The sequence below is a fragment of the Methylobacterium sp. 142-1Y genome, assembly GCF_057747795.1.
The window spans coordinates 3,869,827-3,886,036 of the sequence record NZ_CM173224.1; the positions used below are offsets into that span (position 1 = coordinate 3,869,827).

General features: G+C 72.2%; 14 protein-coding genes and 1 pseudogene. 4 read left to right on the forward strand and 11 right to left on the reverse strand.

The annotated features are described in order from the left end of the window. Window positions 1-30: 30 nt before the first annotated feature. On the reverse strand, window positions 31-453 hold the full coding sequence (locus AC3AOF_RS17710; RefSeq protein WP_488346044.1) for a hypothetical protein: 423 nt from the start codon (window positions 451-453) through the stop codon (window positions 31-33). On the opposite strand from AC3AOF_RS17710, the gene AC3AOF_RS17715 reads away from it, so the two are divergent. After that, entirely contained in the window at window positions 452-1,675 is a 1,224-nt protein-coding gene (locus AC3AOF_RS17715; RefSeq protein WP_488346045.1) for an aminotransferase-like domain-containing protein, read from the forward strand. The genes AC3AOF_RS17710 and AC3AOF_RS17715 overlap by 2 nt on opposite strands. 108 nt (window positions 1,676-1,783) lie before the next feature. Next, on the forward strand, window positions 1,784-2,764 hold the full coding sequence (locus AC3AOF_RS17720) for a catalase family peroxidase (protein WP_488346046.1): 981 nt from the start codon (window positions 1,784-1,786) through the stop codon (window positions 2,762-2,764). On the opposite strand, the gene AC3AOF_RS17725 is transcribed toward AC3AOF_RS17720, so the two are convergent. The 4 genes from AC3AOF_RS17725 to AC3AOF_RS17740 are packed head-to-tail and all read right to left on the reverse strand — an operon-like array spanning window position 2,731 to window position 6,496. Continuing rightward, window positions 2,731-3,372, reverse strand: a complete 642-nt coding sequence (locus tag AC3AOF_RS17725; protein WP_236992755.1) for a class I SAM-dependent DNA methyltransferase — start codon at window positions 3,370-3,372, stop codon at window positions 2,731-2,733. The two genes, AC3AOF_RS17720 and AC3AOF_RS17725, sit on opposite strands and share 34 nt — an antisense overlap. A 7-nt stretch (window positions 3,373-3,379) precedes the next feature. After that, window positions 3,380-4,132, reverse strand: a complete 753-nt coding sequence (locus AC3AOF_RS17730; RefSeq protein ID WP_488346047.1) for a PIG-L deacetylase family protein — start codon at window positions 4,130-4,132, stop codon at window positions 3,380-3,382. Then, a complete protein-coding gene (locus AC3AOF_RS17735) occupies window positions 4,132-5,268 on the reverse strand; it encodes an acyl-CoA dehydrogenase family protein (RefSeq protein ID WP_488346048.1) in 1,137 nt (378 codons plus the stop codon). The genes AC3AOF_RS17730 and AC3AOF_RS17735 overlap by 1 nt, the downstream gene beginning before the upstream one ends. Then, on the reverse strand, window positions 5,261-6,496 hold the full coding sequence (locus tag AC3AOF_RS17740) for a glycosyltransferase family 2 protein (protein ID WP_488346049.1): 1,236 nt from the start codon (window positions 6,494-6,496) through the stop codon (window positions 5,261-5,263). Before AC3AOF_RS17740 ends, AC3AOF_RS17735 begins: the two co-directional genes overlap by 8 nt. 247 nt (window positions 6,497-6,743) lie before the next feature. Between AC3AOF_RS17740 and AC3AOF_RS17745 the strand changes: the two genes are divergently transcribed. Together AC3AOF_RS17745 and AC3AOF_RS17750 are read left to right on the forward strand one after the other, a co-directional pair. Then, on the forward strand, window positions 6,744-7,385 hold the full coding sequence (locus AC3AOF_RS17745; RefSeq protein WP_236989605.1) for an outer membrane protein: 642 nt from the start codon (window positions 6,744-6,746) through the stop codon (window positions 7,383-7,385). A gap of 416 nt (window positions 7,386-7,801) precedes the next feature. Further along, window positions 7,802-8,902, forward strand: coding sequence for a hypothetical protein (locus AC3AOF_RS17750; RefSeq protein WP_488346050.1), 1,101 nt, complete (start codon window positions 7,802-7,804; stop codon window positions 8,900-8,902). Window positions 8,903-8,972: 70 nt separating this feature from the next. Here AC3AOF_RS17750 and AC3AOF_RS17755 read toward each other — a convergent pair. The 6 genes and pseudogenes from AC3AOF_RS17755 to AC3AOF_RS17780 all read right to left on the reverse strand — a co-directional run. After that, a pseudogene (locus AC3AOF_RS17755) lies at window positions 8,973-9,629 on the reverse strand (ABC transporter ATP-binding protein); the annotation flags it as partial. 79 nt (window positions 9,630-9,708) lie between these two features. After that, window positions 9,709-11,514: a branched-chain amino acid ABC transporter ATP-binding protein/permease gene (locus AC3AOF_RS17760; RefSeq protein WP_488346051.1), complete on the reverse strand. Its 1,806-nt coding sequence runs from the start codon at window positions 11,512-11,514 to the stop codon at window positions 9,709-9,711. A 283-nt stretch (window positions 11,515-11,797) separates the two neighbouring features. Further along, window positions 11,798-12,658, reverse strand: coding sequence for a branched-chain amino acid ABC transporter permease (locus AC3AOF_RS17765; protein ID WP_236989601.1), 861 nt, complete (start codon window positions 12,656-12,658; stop codon window positions 11,798-11,800). A gap of 24 nt (window positions 12,659-12,682) precedes the next feature. Beyond that, complete coding sequence (locus tag AC3AOF_RS17770) at window positions 12,683-13,879, reverse strand: ABC transporter substrate-binding protein (protein ID WP_488346052.1); 1,197 nt, start codon at window positions 13,877-13,879, stop codon at window positions 12,683-12,685. 45 nt (window positions 13,880-13,924) lie between these two features. Continuing rightward, entirely contained in the window at window positions 13,925-15,013 is a 1,089-nt protein-coding gene (locus AC3AOF_RS17775) for a mandelate racemase/muconate lactonizing enzyme family protein (RefSeq protein ID WP_488346053.1), read from the reverse strand. Window positions 15,014-15,047: 34 nt separating this feature from the next. After that, window positions 15,048-16,157 (reverse strand): mandelate racemase/muconate lactonizing enzyme family protein, encoded by a 1,110-nt coding sequence (locus AC3AOF_RS17780; protein WP_488346054.1) that lies wholly within the window; start codon window positions 16,155-16,157, stop codon window positions 15,048-15,050. Between the last annotated feature and the right edge of the window lie 53 nt (window positions 16,158-16,210).

Below are 16,210 nucleotides of genomic sequence, written 5' to 3' on the forward strand. Positions count from 1 at the left end.
CAGCGCTGATCGTGGGAACCCTAGAGAGCTTCACGATCGCGTTGCAATCGCGAAGCTCTCCAAGTCCTTGTCATGCCGCATTTTCTGCGACGAACCGGTTTCTATTTCTTCGGAAAATGCTCTAGGAGTGGAATAGCTGGATTTTCTCGTTTCATACGATTTCCGACTGATCGCTTCGCGATGCGGAAATCGGCTTCGCTCACGCGCCGCGCGGGCTGGTGATACGAAATCCGGAAGATCACTTCCGGATTTCGTATCACCGCAGGCGGAATGCTGTCCGGGTAAAGGAAAGGCGCGGGTTCTCTCCTCTCCCCGCCCGCGGGGAGAGGGGATTTCCTGCGCCACTCCTTTCAGTGGATAGGCCCGCGAAGAGGCAGGAGAGGAACTCGTCACATCTCGCGCATCCAATGGTAGATCGGCGGCGTCACCCGAACCCGACGAGCCGACCGCCATGGTGCCCTCCCCTCCCCACCTCCCGACACGGCCGGCCTTCGCCCGGTGGATGGGCACCACGAACCAGATCACCCGCACCTTCCTCGCCGCGGGCGCCATCCCCGACCTGATCAACGTCGCCGGCGGCCTGCCCGACCCGGGCCTCTACCCGACCGACCGCCTGGCCGAGATCGCCCGCCGGGCCGTCGCCGAGCATCCGGACGAGGTCCTGGGCTACGGGCCGGTCGAGGGGCTGCCGGCCTTGCGCGACGCCCTCGCCCGGCGCTTCGGTTCGCCCGCCCTGCCGCTGACGCGCGACAACGTATTGGTGACCACCTCCGGGATGCAGGGTCTCGACCTCGTGGGAAAGGTGCTGCTCGACGAGGGCGGGCTGATCGCCGGCCAGCACCCGACCTATCTCGGCGCCCTCGATGCCTGGCGCCCGCGCGCGCCGTCGTTCCGCAACCTCCTCCTCGACGCGCCCGGCTTCGACGCCCGCGCGGCGCTCGCGGGCGCGCAATTCGCCTACGCGGTGCCGAACTTCTCGAATCCCACCGGGCGCCTCGTCGGGCTGGAGACCCGCCGGGCCCTCGTCGCGGCGGCGCACGAGACCGGCACCTGGCTCGTCGAGGACGATCCCTACGGTACCCTGCAGTACGACGGCGAAGAGTTGCCGCGCCTGATCGAATTGTCGGCGCAGGCCGCGCCGGGCGCGCCGTATGCCGGCCCGGTCGTCTCCATGGGCACGCTGTCGAAGGAGATCGCGCCCGGCCTGCGCATCGGCTGGATCATCGCAGGCCCGGCGATGATCGAGGCGCTGACGCTGGCCAAGCAGGGCTCGGACCTCTGCACCAGCGGCCTGACGCAGCGCATCGCGCTCGCGGCGATCGAGACCGGCCTGATCGAGGCGATCCGCCCGGCCGTCGTCGCCTTGTACCGCGCGCGCCGGGACGCGCTCTGCGCCGCGCTCCACACCCACCTGTCCGCGTGGTTCGACTGGGAGGTGCCGGTGGGCGGCATGTTCGTCTGGGCGACCGCCCGTGATCCGGGCCTCGACACCGACGCCCTGCTCCCGCACGCCCTGGCGGCCGGGATCTGCTACGCGCCGAGCAGCGTGTTCGACGCCGCCGGGGCGAACCGGCGAGGGATGCGGATCAACTTCACCCTCAACCCGCCGGAGCGGCTCGCCGAGGGGATGCGGCGCCTCGCCGGAGCGGTCGCCGCATTCCGGCGCGCCGGCTGACGCTGCCCGCCACCGAGAAGAAACGATCCCGATACGGTTTGGAATTGGACTTGCCATAAAGTTGCGCGCAATTCAAAGTGCTCTCGATACAATCGAGGAAGCGCTTCCATGATCCGGTCCTTCTCCGTCCTGGCCGGCGCCGCCGTGCTGGCCTCATCCATATTGCCTGCGCCGGCCCAGGAGGCCGATCCGGCCGCCATCGTCGCCCTGCAATTCGCCGTCAGCGGCGACCACAAGGGCGTGCGGGCGAGCGGCGCCAAGGGCGTCTGCCTGAAGGGCACCTTCACGCCCGCCTCGGACGCGGCGAGCCTGTCGAAGGCGCCGCAATTCACCAAGACCGTGCCGGTCACCGCCCGCTTCTCGATGGGCGGCGGCAACCCCAAGATCTCGGACAAGACCAAGCCGACGACCCGCGGCTTCGCGATGCGGATGCAGGATCCCGCCGGCGACCTGACCTTCGTGACCATCTCCGCCCCGATCTTCTCGACGAAGACCCCGGCGCAGCTGCTCGAATTCCTCCAGGTCCGGGCGCCCGGGCCGGATGGCAAGCCGGACGCCGAGAAGATCAAGGCGTTCGCGGCGAAGAACCCCGAAACCGGCCGCCAGGCGGCATGGCTCAACGCGCGGCCGGTGCCGGCGAGCTTCGCGGGCACCGATTACTGGGCGGTGCACGCCTATACGCTGACCAACGCCAAGGGCGACAAGACGACGGCCAAGCTCAAGTTCGTCGCCGCCGGCAAGGCGACCCTCTCGGACGAGGAGCTGAAGGCCAAGCCCGATGCGTTCTACGCCGACGAATTGAAGGAGCGGCTGTCCCGGGGCCCGGCGAAGTTCGACCTCGTGGCGATCCTGGCCGAACCGAACGACCCGACCACGGACGTCACCGCGACCTGGCCGGAGGACGAGCGCAAGCAGAGGACGCTCGGCACCCTGGCGATCACCGGAATCGAGCCCGACGCTCCTTGCGACGCCGCGACCTTCGATCCCGTCGTCGACCTGCCCGAGGGCATCGCCGGCCCGGCCGACGACCCGATGTTCGCGATCCGCTCGCCGGCCTACGCGGTGTCGCTGTCGCGGCGCTCGAACTGAGGTTCGGGACGGCGGGGCGGCCCGCCGTCCCGCAGCACGTCGAGCCGGTAGGCCTCTGTCCGGACCTGCCGGTCGACGGCGAGACGGTCCCGCGTCTCGCGGATGAACAAGTCGGCGGCCTCGTCACCGGTCAGGGGATAGTGCGTCTCGCCGGTCCAGTGCACCAGGACGACGTCGCCGCCGGGACGCAGGCTCTCCCGGACACGGGACGCGAGGCGGGCGACGTCGGCGGCGTCGAGGTAGTAGACCACCTCCGACAGCAGGATCAGGTCGAAGGTGCCCTCCGGCCAATCGCCCGGCACCTGGGCTTGCAGCAGGCGCAGATGGGCCAGGTCCCGGCAGCGCGCGAGGGCCTGGGCCAGGGCGGCCTCGGCCACGTCGAGGGCGGTGAGGGTGCCGCAACGGGGCGCGAGCGCCGCCGTCAGCACCCCGATCGAGCAGCCGATCTCGAGACCCGCCGCGTAATGCGGGCGCGGCAGGGCCGCGAGGGTGGCGGCGTACTTGTCGCGCTCGTAGGGGCTGGCGGCGAAATTCCACGGATCGGGATCGGCAGCGTAGCGCGCGTCGAAATAGTCCGGCGGCAGCGTGGTCGTGTGGCGGGTCACGATCCTGTCCTCACGGCGCGACCTCCAGGAAAATCTCGTGACTCCGCGCGAAGCGGGCGAGCATCGCCGGCTCCAGGCGGAAGCCCTCGGGATCGTCGGCGATGAGGTCGGTGGTCTGCGAGCGATGGGCGGCGATGGCCGCCGCCTTGGCGGGGAGATGCCGGGTGACATCCAGGCGGACGCCCCGGGGCGCGGCGCCGATTTCGGTCTCCGGCGGCAGCGTCCAGCCCCAGACCGGGTAGGCGTAGAGGCGCACATCCCCGCGGAGATCCCGGCAGATCAGGTCCCGGGCGCGGCGGGCGAGCGCGGCGCTCGCCGCATGGTCGCAATGCGGATCGTGCTCCCAGGTCACGAATAGGGCGCCCGCGCCGCAAGCCCGGGCCGCAGCGGCGATCGCCCCGGCCGCCGCCTCGGCCTCGGGGCCAATGGCCGGGACGAACCGGTCGGGCAGGCGCAGGAAGGCGACGTGCTCTGGCGCAAGCCCGAGATGCGCCACCGCCGCCAGGGTCTCTGATTCGCGTAAATCCCGCAGGCGCTCGGGCGGATGGCTCCGCGAGTTCGGATGCGAGCCGACCCCGTCGCTCACCACGACGAGACGCACCGGAACTCCTCGGGCGCGGGCCTCGGCGACGAGCCCGCCGCAGCCGAGGCTCTCGTCGTCGGGATGGGGTGCCACCACGACGATCCCGCCCGCCGGCACGAGGTCTTCGAGCGTGTGCACGGGCAGCGCCTCGGCGGCGGCGAGGACGGCGTCGGCCCGCATCAGCGCGGCTCCCACAGGGCGGCCATCGGCCCGTCGGCGGCGAGGATCGTGGCGGCGGCGCTGGTGAGCGCCCGGTCGGGGGCGGGCTGGCGCAGGTAGGTCGCGAGGTCGCGCGATAGCCGTTCCAGGGGATGCCCGCGCAGGAAGCCCTGGAGGCCGACCGAGCGCTGGGCGAGGCCCAGCACCTCGAGCCCCGCCCGCTCGACCGCGAGCCGGGTGAGATCGACGAAGGCGACGAGGCGCTCGGCCGGAAGGGCCTCCTCCGCCATCAGGGCCGCCGCCCGGCCGACGAAGAGCCGGGCCCCTTCGAGCGCGATCACCCCCTCGCCGAGCCGGGCGAGCTGGTGGGGATCGTCGCCGCGCCCGGTCCGGGCGAGATGGCCGCGCCAGGCCTCGAACACCGCCTCGATGCCGCCTAACTGCACCGCCGCGAAGCGCCAGGCGCCGCCGGAGAAATGCGGCTGGCGGTGGTAATCGCCCGACCCGCCGAGGTGGGCGAGCGGCGTGAGGCCCGTGAGGTCGACGGTGCCGGTGGCCGAGGCACGCATGCCCTGCGCGCGCCAGGCCGAAAGGTCGGCCCGCGTACCGGGTTCAAGGGAGGCGACCAGCATCAGCGGCTCGGCCTCGCCGGGACGCCGCGCCGTCACCAGGGCGCGGGTGACGTGCCCGGCCCCCGACGCGAAGGTCTTGACCCCGGCAAGCCGCCCGTCCGGCCCAAGGACGAGGCCGCCCGCCGGCGGCTCGGTGTTCCAGACCCCGAACAGGTGGCCCGCGCGGGCATCCGCGAACAGGGCGCGCCTGTCCGCCGGTGCGGCGTAGCGGGCAACGAGCTGGAGCGCGTTGACATGGCCCTCGTAGAGCCGGCCGAGGGCCAGGCTGCCGAGGCCGACGAGGCGCAAAACCGCGGCGAGGTCGGCCGCGCCCGCCTCCTGCCCGAGGCCGGCCCCGCCCTCACCCACGGGCACCGGGGCGGCGAGCAGGCCGGTTCGGGCGAGATCGGCCACGTCCTCGGCCGGGAAGCCGTCGTCGCGATCGTTCGCGTCGGCCCGCCCGGCCGCCAGGGCCGCGACCCGGCGGGCGGCGGCGACGCTGTCGGGCGCCTGACCCTGCACCGCGTGAAGGGCGGATTCACGCATTGCCGGCCTCCTCGGACGCGCGGCCGAGGGTGGGCCGGGCAGGGCTGGGCCGGAAGGCGCCAAGGAGCCCCACGCCCTGTGCCCCGCGCCGCAATCCGGCGAGCACGAGGCGGGCCGCGCGGATCTGCCGGGGCAGCGCGCGCGGGCGCAACGGGCGGGCGGCGAGGAGCGGGCTCGCCGCCTCGATGGCCACGAGGACCGCCCCGAGGGTGGGGAGGCCGGCGATGCGGTGCGCCTCAAGCGGCGGCACGCGCAGCCAGGGCGCCCACAGCCCGGTCCGCGCGAGGCGCCCGGTCGCGTGGAGGCGCCGCAGCCGCCGTCCCCAGGCGAACCGGAACAGGGCGGCTCTCAGGGGTTCGAGGCGCGGGTCGCACGGGGCCTCCGGCACCGCGCAGCGCTCCCGCATCGTATCGGCGGCCCCGCCCGGGGCGCGGCCGTCGAGCCGGCCCGAGGTGACGACGACGATGTCGGGATCGTGGCGCACCCGGGCATCCGCCCGCAGGAGGGAGGCCACGAAGGCGCGGTCCTCGCCCAGGGGCAAAGCCGGCATGCCGCCGGCGGCGCGGTAGGCGGACAGCCGGACCGCGAGGCTCGCCCCGGATCGGGTCGCGTGCCGCGGCCAGGGATCGTGCGCGACCGGATCGATCAGCGATTCGAGGGCGACGAGCAGCGCTTCGTAGGCGCCCTCCAGCCGGCCGCGGGCGTGGAGCGCGTCGGGCAGCCGCGCGGCCTCGGCCTCGTCGAGGGCGATGCGTCCGGCGACCGCGTCGGCTCCTTCCGCCAGGGCCGCGAGGTTGCGCGCGACCCAGTCGGGCGGCACGCGGCTGTCGGCGTCGGTGGTCAGGATCACGCCGTCCGGCGCCGCTTCCTGGAGCCAGGCGGCGCCCGGCGCCGCTTCCTGGAGCCAGGCGGCGGCCGCCTCCATCGCCTCGCGCCGGGCCCAGCCGGCCTGCGCCCCGGCGAAATCGCGCGTGATCACCCGAACCCGGACCGGCAGGCCGGCCAGAATCGCCGCCACCGCCTCCGCCGTGCCGTCGGTGCAGTTGTTGAGGAAGAGGACGATCCCGAGGGCGTCCGGCCCGATCTCCTCCTGCGCCGCCAGCGCATCCAGGCAGGCACCGATCCGGTCGACCTCGTTGCGGACCGGAACGGCGACGACGCAGAGCGGCGCGGGCGGGCCGTCGGAATCCGGCCTCCGGGTTCGGCCCGGATCCTCTGTCTCGGTCACGCGCGGCGTCTCCGGGGCCTGGCTTGGTCGCCCTCGGACATCAACATAGGACATACTCCACCCCAGTGCCTAGGGTGCGACCAAATCGACCGCTTCTCCGATCGATCGCTTCTCCTGGCGAAGCCCGCCCGCCGCCCACGACCGGTCTTCAGGCTTCGGCCCGGAATGTTTCGGCCGGACCATGCAGATACAAACCTCCGCCGTGCCCCCCGGTGCGAAGCGGCCCGCTCTCGGCTATCGTGGCGGCATGACCGGACGCGCCGCTTCCCGCTCCCGCCGCCGCCTCGCGGCCTGTCTCACCGCCTGTCTCACCCTGGGCCTCGCCGCCCTCGGGCCGGCGCCCGCCGCGGCCCAGGGTTTCGCCGGCTTCGGGTTCCTGCCCGTCTTTGCCTGGCCGCAGAACCTCGAGGAAGGGTCCGGCGGGGATGGGCGCTGGTCCGGCTCCTATGCCCGGCTGTCGACCGGGTTCGAGGCGGTGTCGTCGCGGCATTTCGGCAGCTATGCCGGGCCGACCATCGGCTTCGAGGGCGGGCGGATGTGGCAGGAGGGCCGGTTCGTCTACGGCATCTCCGGCGGGTTCGACTACCTCGCGGCGACCTCCGGCGGCCTGACGCCGGGCTATGGGGCCTTGAGCTACACCCGCGACTTCGCCGGCGGAGTGCAGGTGAAGGTCGGCACGCTGCTCACGCCGGACGTGCTGCTCTACGCCCGGGCGGGCGCCGCGGCCGTGCACGGCACGGTCCGGGCCGGGGCGACCCCGGTCTCGATGCCGTTCTCGCGCGACGACATCGCGGTCCTGCCGAACGCCCATGTCGGGGTCGAGTGGGCGATCACCGACCGCCTGTCGGTCGCCGTCGAGGCGGGGGTGGTCGGCGGCGGCCTGCGCTGAGGCAGGCGCCGCCGACATCCGACCCGTCGCATCGAGACGCAAACACATTCGATAACAATTCAGCCAAAAAATCATTTCCACCCGACGCAACCTCCCGATCGGCGAAACGAATTCCCGGCACGATCGAACGCAAATAGCGCCTCGCGAAGCGATCAAGCCCCGGCCTTTTCCTTCCAAGGCCGTGGATTTTGCTCGATCCATGGTCCGCCATGCCGCAAAATCGCCCGGTTTTGGCACGCATTCCTGCCTGAACAACGGCTCCGCTCGGCGAGACCGGCATGCGTGACCGCATCTCGCGGCTGCCGCGCCCGGCGCCGTGCCCAGCATGGGAGATCTGGCATGATCCCTGACCGGACGATGCCCCGCGCATCCCCGACCGACCGGGCCGCCCCCTCGAACGGAGGCTGACGGTCCCGATGCGCCGCGCCATCATCCATATCGGCACGCCGCGCACCGGCACCTCGTCGCTGCAGATGCTGCTCCACACCCGCCGGGACGACCTGCACCGGGCCGGCCTCCTCTACCCCGACCTGACGCCGGCCTCCGCGGCGCAGCCTCACGTCAGCCACCAGCATCTCGGCGAGACCCTGGACGGGCGCCGGCCGCGGCGCGAGCGGAGCGAGCTGATGGCGCGCCTCGATCGGGCGCTTGCCGAGAGCCGGGACGAGGTGGCGCTCCTCTCCTACGAGAGCCTGTGCCAGCTGCCGCCCTGGCACCGGGCGCCGGGCCTCCTCTGCGGCCTGTTCGAGCGCCGGGGCTTCCGGCCCGAGATCCTGATGACGGTGCGCCCGCAGGCGGCCTACCTGCAATCGCAATATACTTGGCGGATCCAGTTCCTGCGCGAGGCCCGGACCTTCGCGTCGGCCTTCGAGGCCGAGTTGCGGGCGCGGCGGTTCGATTACTGGCGCGGCCTCACGGCCTGGGCGCGGGCCGCCGCGTGGCGCGTGCACCTCGTGCCGGTTCAAGACCGACTGTCTTCGGCCCCGCTGATCGAGCGGATCGCGGCCGAGCTCGGGCTGGCCGACCGGCTGCTGCCGCTCCTGACGCCGGCCGACCTCGCCTATCGCACCAACGCGAGCCTCGGCCCCGTCGGCGTCGAGGTGTCGCGCCGCCTGCGGGTGGGCGGGGCCGGCGGCGCGCAGGGCCTCACCCGCGCGGTGACCGAGCGCATCGAGACCCTGGCCCACGAGCGCGGTTTCGACGGCGAGCCGTTCCGGGCCCTCGATCCGGCGATGACCGCGCGGGTCGGCGAGGTCTATGGCCGGCGCAACGACGCCCTCGCCCGCCGGGTCTGGGGCACCGACTGGGCCGCGCGCGTCGCCGACCCGCCGCCCCGGGCGGTGAACGAGCTGGCCCGGCTCGGGCCCGACAGCGGGCGGGAGGCCCAGGTGGCGGAGATTCTCGGGACGATCCGGGGCGAGTTCGCGGGACGGCTCCCGGTCGCGCCGCCGGGCCTGCGCGGATGCGTCGGGTCGGCGTTCGCCAGGGTGATGCAGTTCGCCCGGAGGATCCTGTAGCCGCGGGCTCCTGATCCCGTTCGGCCGCGCCATGCCCTTTCCCCGGTATCGTCACCGCCGCGGCCGGCCTTCAGGCCTGCACCATTCCCGCATCGCCGAAATACGCCCGCTCCAGCCGCTCCGGCAGGTCGGGCGCGCCGGCCTCCGATTCGAGCACGATCCGCCCCTGCGCCAGGGCGTAGACCCGGTCCGAGACGGCGCGGGCCTTCTCGACCAGCTGCTCCACCAGCAGCACCGCGGTGCCCTGCCGGCGCAGCCGCGCGACCACCTCCAGCACCCGGTCGACCAGAACCGGCGAGAGGCCGGCGGAGGGCTCGTCGAGCATCAGGAGGCGCGGGCGCTGGACCAGGCCTTGGGCCACCGCCAGCATCTGCTGCTGGCCGCCGGACAGCGAGGCGCCCTTGTCGTGGGCCTTCGCGGCGATCTCGGGGAAGTGGGACAGCGCTTCCGCGATCCGCGCCTCGCGCTCGCCCCGCGGCAGGTCGTAGGCGGCGAGCAGCAGGTTCTCGCGCACGCTCTGCCCGGTGAAGACGCGGTGGCCCTCGATCACGTGCGAGAGCCCGGCCCGGACGGCAGCACGAGGCCCGGCCCCCGAGAGCAGGGTGTCCCCGAGCCGGACAGTCCCGGCCCCGACCGGCAGCAGGCCGGACAGCGCCCGCAGGAGCGTCGACTTGCCGGCGCCGTTGGGGCCGAGCAGGGTCACCACCTCGCCCGCCCGCACCGTCAGGTCGACGCCGTGGAGCACACGGATCTTGCCGTAGCCGGCCTCCAGCCCCTCGACCCGCAGGAGCGGCGGGCTCTCGGGATCATGCGCCGAGATAGGCACTGACCACCTCCCTGTGGCTGCGGATCTCCGCCGGCGTGCCGGCGGCGAGCACCCGGCCGAGATTGAGCACCGTGACCTCGTCGCAGATGGCGAAGATCAGGTCGGCGTGGTGCTCGACGAGGAGCACGCCCACGCCCGCATCCGCCACCGCCCGGATCAGCCCGCCGAGGCGCTGGATCTCCAGCGCCGAGAGGCCCGCCGCCGGCTCGTCGAGGAGCAGGAAGGCCGGGCGCAGCATCAGGGCGCGGGCGATCTCGAGGAAGCGCAGCTCGCTGTGCTGGAGCCGCCCGGCCCGGACCTCGTCGAGGCCGTCGAGCCCGACCGCCCGGAGCGCGAGGCGGGCCTGGTCGCGCAATCGCCGCTCGTCCGCGCGGTGTCGCGGGAGCGCGAGGAGCGATTCCGCCAGGCTGGCGCGCCCCGCGACGCTGCCGCCGAGCATGACGTTCTCGATCACGCTCGCCTCCCCGACGATCCGCGGGGTCTGGAAGGTGCGCGCGATGCGCAGGAGCGCGCGGGCCTCCCGCGCCTCGGCGAGCAGCGAGCGGGCGCCGAGGGTCACCTGCCCCGCTTGCGGCCGGTAATAGCCGGAGATGACGTTGAGCGTCGTGGTCTTGCCCGAGCCGTTGGGGCCGATCAGGCCGTGGACTCCGCCGGGGCGCAAGGTGAGGTCGAGCCCGTCGATCGCCTTCACGGCGCCGAAGCTCAGGCGCACGCCCGTGAGCGTGATCGGCTGCCGGACCGATGCGCCGCCCGCGAGTTCCTGGAGCGCGGCGGTCCGCGGGGCGATGCTGCGCTCAGGCGGCAGCGGGCGGCGTTTGCCGCGGTCGAGGAGGTCGGCGATGCCGCCGGGCAACGCCACCACGATGACGAGGAGCAGGACCGCGTAGAGGAAGGTCGACCAGGCCGCGAGGGGGGCCGCCACCTCCGGCAGGACCGTGAGCAGAACCGTGCCGATCAGCGGCCCCAGCACGGAGCCGCGCCCGCCGATCAGCACCGCGATGAAGAACAGGAGCGAGAGGTCGAAGGTGAAGGCGTCCGGGGTGATGTAGGTCTGGAGCGAGGCGAACAGCCCGCCGGCGATGCCCGCGACGCAGCCGGCGAACAGGAACACCGCGACAAGGAGTCTTGGCTTGGCGATGCCGACGGCTTCCGCCGCCACTTCCGCGTCGCGGACCGCCACCAGCGCCCGGCCCCAGCGGCTGCCCGCGACGTTCAGGGTCATCCAGGTGCAGAGCACGGCACCGGCGAGGCACAGGCCGTAGAAGCCGAAGCGGGAATCGAAGGGCGCGGGCATCTCCGGCCCGGTGATGCCGATGCCGCCGCCGGTCACGTCCTGCCAGGCGAGCGCCACCTGCATGACGATGGTGGCGAAACCGAGCGTCGTCATGGCGAAGTAGAAGGTGCGCAGGCGGAGCGCCGGCAGCCCGACGATCACCCCGACCACGGCTCCGACGGCGCCAGCGCAGGCGAGCGCCAGGACGACCGGGAACGCCGGCAGGACGGTGCCGGCGGCGAGCACGCTGGCGGTGTAGGCGCCCACCAGCAGCAAGGCGACATAGCCGATGGCGAGCTGCCCGGCGAAGCCGACGACGAGGTTGAGACCCGAGACCAGGATCCAGTAGATCGCCGCCCGCGTGGCGATCAGCGTCCAGTAATCGTTGCCGGCGAGCGGCACCGCGAGCGCCAGGCCGAGGATGAGGAGGAAGGGTGCGGCACCGGCCAGCCGCGCTCCCAGCCCTGTGCGGGCGGGGGTGTCGGAGGCCGCGAGGGCGGATGGAAGACTCATGCGATGTCCCCCCGATCCGTTCGCATCGAGACAGAGCGCGGGTTTCCCCCTCTCCCCGCGGGCGGGGAGAGGCTTTCGCCCCCCTTGCCGGGGGCGAAAGGAGCGTAGGCGTAGCCGGAGCGAGGGTGAGGGGGTCTCGACGCGTGAGGCTCCTCCGGAAACACCCCCTCACCCCCGCCCTTCGGGCTCCCTGAGCCCCTTCGGAGCTCAGGCCTCTCCCCGCCCGCGGGGAGAGGGGATCCCGCGCCATCGTCGTATCGGACCACATCACGCGAAAACCGGATCATACGCGCCTCGCCTGGGCGGAGCCGAGCAGGCCTTGGGGGGCGGCCAGCAGCACGACGATGAACAGGGTGAACACCGCCACCGACGCGAAGATGCCGCCGACGACGAAGTTCGCGGTCTGCTGGAACAGCCCGAGGACGAGGCCGCCGATCAGCGCGCCGCGGTTGTTGCCCAAGCCCCCGAGCGCCACCGGGATGAAACCGTAGAAGTTCAGGTGCGGCCCGTTGGCGAAGAAGGCGAGCAGCAACTCGCCGCCGGCATAGCCCGCGAGCGCCCCGATGGCGCCGGCGAGCCCGTAGCTCATCACCCTGAGGCGGCGCTCGGGCAGGCCCAGGGCGCGGGCGGCGAAATTGTCCTCCGCCACCGCCAGGAAGGCGTGGCCGAGAAGCGTGCGCCGGTAGAGCAGTTCGAGCCCGACCACGACGAGGAGACAGGCCACGACCGGCAGCCAGAACTTCTCGTCGAGGATGGTTTCGCCGAAGCCCCCGAGGAGGCGCGGGAAGGGCTGCGGCTCGGTGCTCCAGCCGATCGCCGTGACCTGCTGGATCATCAGGGCGAGCGCCAGCGTCGAGAGCACGTAGAGGTGCTGGTCGAGGCTCTTCAGGACCGGGCGCACCGCCACGAACTCGGTGACGATGCCGATGAGCGCCCCGCAGGCGAGCGTCGCGACGAGCCCGAGCGGCCAGGGCAGGCCGAGGCGAAGGGTGAACAGCGAGCCGAGCACGCCGCCGAGCATCCCGAGCTGGCCGGCGGTGAAGCTCATCACCCGGGAGGTCGAGAACATCGTATTGTAGGTGATGCCGATCAGCGCGTAGATCGCGCCGACGGCGAGGCCCGAGGCCAGAATCGAGGCGAGCATGGCGGTGCTCCCCGGATCGCCACCTCAGGAATAGCCCGGAGCGAGCCGGAAGCTGCCGTCGCGGCCGGAATTGGCCGCCGACATCACCACCTCGTCGGTCGGGTAGCCGTTATGCTGCGTCGGCGTGTAGGTGTAGTCGCCGAAGATGCCGGGATATTTCGTCAGCCCGTTCCAGTGCTTGACGATCGCGTCGGGCGCGCTCGATCCGGTCTCCTCCACCGCCTTGGCGATCAGGTTCACCGCATCGTAGCCGGCCGCCACCCACCACAGCAGGGTGTCGGCGAGCGCGACCTTGCCCTTGAGCCGCGCGACGAACTCCTCGCTGCGGGCATCGAGCTTGCCGTCCTCGCCGTAGGAGCAGCTGCGGTAGCCGATGGCGTAGACCTTGTCCCAGTTCTGCGGCTTCTCCAGCAATCCGCCGATCTCGCCCGAAGCCATCGAGGGATGGCCGATGAAGGGCACGTCCCAGCCCATCCGGGCGCGGGTGTTGAACAGGCGGGCATCCATGCCGGTCGACACGCTCCAGACCACGATCGCCTCGGCGCCGGCATTGCGGGCGCGCAAAAGGTCGGGGGTCATGTCGGGCTGGGTCGAATCGATGTTGCCGAGATAGACCACCTCGGCCCCGTCCTGCTTGAACGCGGCGGCGGAAGCCTTGGCGGCGGTGACGCCGTAGCCGGTCGTGTCGCCGATCACCGCGACGCGCTTCACCTTCAGGACCTTGAGGCAGTAGCCGCGCACCGCATCGTCCCACTGGGTGTTGGACGGGGCGATGCGGAAGGCGTTGGGGTATTTCGCCGGGTCGATCAGGCTGTCGACCACGCAGGGGTGGATGTTCGGCATCTTCGCCCGCGCCATGATCGGGGTCACGGCGAGCGACTCGCCCGAATTGGTCGGCCCCCAGATGGCGTGGACCTTGGCCTGGCTGATCATCTCCTGGGTCGCGTTGACCGCCTTGGTCGGGTCTCCCTGCGTGTCGCGGGTGACGAGTTCGACCTTGCGGCCCTTGACCCCGCCGGCGCCGTTGATCGCCTCGACGGCGAAGACGACGCCGCGGTTGAACCCGACCGTCGGGGCCGAGCTCGGGCCCGTCATCGCGGCGAGCCAGCCGATGCGCAGGGGCTCGCCCTGCGCCAGGGCCGGCCGGGGGAACCCGAGGGCCGCCGCCCCCGCGAGGCCGGCAGCATTCATCACGAGCGCACGACGGTTCGTCGTCACCATGGCGTTCTCCTCCCGTTGTCGTTTCCCGGCCGGCGCGTTTGGTTTTTAAGCGCCTTGCCGCTCCAGGTGCCGGATCCTGTCCTCGTCGAAGGTGAACCCGAAGCCTGGCCGCTCCGGTACGATGGCGGATCCGTCGGCGAAGTCCAGTCTTTCGCAGTAGAGTTCGGAGAACCACGGCATGTATTCAAGCGAATGCGCGTTCGCCAGCGCCCCGAGCACGCTCAGGCTCTGCTCCGGGAACAGGTGGCTCGAGACCGGCAGGTCGTGCGCCTCGGCGAGATGACCGACCCGCATGAACTCGGTGACGCCACCGACCCGTTGCAGGTCCGGCATCAGGATGTCGGCGGAGCGCAGCTCGATCATCCGGCGGAAGCCGTAGCGGGTATAGTCGGTCTCGCCGCTGGCGATCGGGGTGTCGAGGGCGGCGGCGACGCGGGCCAGCCCCTCGACGTCCCAGGCCGGCAGCGGCTCCTCGAACCAGGTGAGGTCGAATTCCTCCAGCCGCCGCCCGAGGCGGATGGCGTCGTTCTCGGTGAGTCCCTGGTTGGCATCGGCCATGAGCCGGATCTTCGGGCCGATCGCCGCGCGGACCGCCCGCACCCGGTCGATGTTCCAGTCCGGATCGCCGGCCGAGAGGCGCATCTTCATCATCCGGAAGCCCGCCGCCTTGAAGCGCGCGGCTTCCGCGACCAGCTCGTCCGTCGAGCGGTCGAGCCACAACCCGCCGGAATGGTAGGCCGGGACGCGGGCGCTGGCCCCGCCGAGCATCCGGTAGAGCGGCAGCCCGGCGCGCTTCCCCGCCAGGTCCCACAGGGCGCCGTCGAGGGCCGAGATGCCCATGACCGGCATGCCCTTGTGGCCCATGAAGTTGACGTCGCGCCAGGCCCGCGACCAGAAGCCGGCGATGTGGCCGGCATCCTGGCCGATCACCAGGTCGGCCATCTCGTCGATCAGGCTTCGCAGCACCTTGGTGCGGCGGTCGTTCAACGTGAACACGATGTTCTGGCCGGTCAGCCCGTCCGCGTGGACCGTGACCAGGATGCAGCCGAAGGCATGCAATTGCCCGAGCGCCGAGCCGATCGGCCGCTCCGGGCGCAGGACGATGGGGCGCGTCTCGACGCGTTCGACCTTCATGGCGTGTCCTCTCTGTTCTTGTGCCGTTCTGTTTTTATGCCGTGCGGACGATGTCGCCGACCCGGTAGCGGTCGAGGACACCGGGATCCGGGTCGCAGCCGAGGCCCGGGCCGGTGGGCACTCGCACGTGGCCGTTCTCGGCCCGGACCCAAGGATCGAACGGGTTCGCCTCCATGTCGAGCCACAGCACCTCGACGAGCGGGTCTTCGACGCGGGCAGCGATGACGTGCATCGTCGCGATGAAGCCGGGGCCGAAATACGGGCTGTGGGGGGCGGGCCGCACCCCGTGCGCCTCGCAGAGCGTGATGACCCGCAGCATCTCGCCGACGCCGCCGATCTTGGTGACGCTCGGCTGGGCGACGTCGATGGCGCCCGCCTCGATCAGCGCCTTGAAGCCGAACAGGCCGGCGGTGTTCTCGCCGGCGGCGATCGGGATGCCGCGGGCCCGCACCTGCGCCAGGCCATGCACGTCCTCCGGCGGCCAGACCGGCTCCTCGAACCAGAGGAGATCGTGGGGCGCGAAGGCCTCGGCCATCCGGAGGGCCGCCGGCACGCTCCAGGCGCAGTTCACGTCGACCATCAGGGCCGCGCCGTGCGCCCGCGTCACCTCGGCCGCCGCCGCGACCGCCTCTTGCGTCACCTCGTGCAGCTTGATGTGGCGGTAGCCGGCCGCGCAGGCCGCCTCGACATTGCGGCGCACCAGAGCGGGGTCGTGATAGGCCAGCAGCGACGCATAGGCCGGCAGCCGCTCGCGCACGCCGCCGAGAAGCCGCGCCACGGGTTGGCCCGCCCGCTTGCCGGCGAGGTCCCACAGCGCCGTCTCGATGCCTGAGAAGGCGAACACGAACGCGCCGTTGCGGCCGAGCAGATGCGTGGCGTGGAGCACGCTCCGGCTCATCTCGGCGATGTCGCCGGACGAGCGCCCGAGCACGAGGGGCGCCACGATTCCATCGAGGGCGGCCCGGGTCGCCTGGATGCCGGCATGGCCGAAGGCCTCGCCCCAGCCGACCAGCCCCTCGTCGGTCTCGACCCGCACCAGCAGGATGTCGAGATGGGTCCAGGCCTTGCCGGCGAAGCGGGCCGGCGGGCCGCCCATGTCGAACGGCAGCGACACGATCTGGGACTGGATGTCGACGATCCTCACCCGTTCCTCCCTGCGCAGAGCCTGTTGGTCGGCTCGTCGGCCGCGGCGCCCGC

Coding starts and splice junctions, on each gene's coding strand:
- AC3AOF_RS17765 (WP_236989601.1), bottom strand. CDS start 12,658: ATGCTCGCCTCGATTCTGGCCTCGGGCCTCGCCGTCGGCGCGATCTAC.
- AC3AOF_RS17715 (WP_488346045.1), top strand. CDS start 452: ATGGTGCCCTCCCCTCCCCACCTCCCGACACGGCCGGCCTTCGCCCGG.
- AC3AOF_RS17770 (WP_488346052.1), bottom strand. CDS start 13,879: ATGGTGACGACGAACCGTCGTGCGCTCGTGATGAATGCTGCCGGCCTC.
- AC3AOF_RS17745 (WP_236989605.1), top strand. CDS start 6,744: ATGACCGGACGCGCCGCTTCCCGCTCCCGCCGCCGCCTCGCGGCCTGT.
- AC3AOF_RS17775 (WP_488346053.1), bottom strand. CDS start 15,013: ATGAAGGTCGAACGCGTCGAGACGCGCCCCATCGTCCTGCGCCCGGAG.
- AC3AOF_RS17720 (WP_488346046.1), top strand. CDS start 1,784: ATGATCCGGTCCTTCTCCGTCCTGGCCGGCGCCGCCGTGCTGGCCTCA.
- AC3AOF_RS17735 (WP_488346048.1), bottom strand. CDS start 5,268: ATGCGTGAATCCGCCCTTCACGCGGTGCAGGGTCAGGCGCCCGACAGC.
- AC3AOF_RS17710 (WP_488346044.1), bottom strand. CDS start 453: ATGGCGGTCGGCTCGTCGGGTTCGGGTGACGCCGCCGATCTACCATTG.
- AC3AOF_RS17760 (WP_488346051.1), bottom strand. CDS start 11,514: ATGAGTCTTCCATCCGCCCTCGCGGCCTCCGACACCCCCGCCCGCACA.
- AC3AOF_RS17750 (WP_488346050.1), top strand. CDS start 7,802: ATGCGCCGCGCCATCATCCATATCGGCACGCCGCGCACCGGCACCTCG.
- AC3AOF_RS17730 (WP_488346047.1), bottom strand. CDS start 4,132: ATGCGGGCCGACGCCGTCCTCGCCGCCGCCGAGGCGCTGCCCGTGCAC.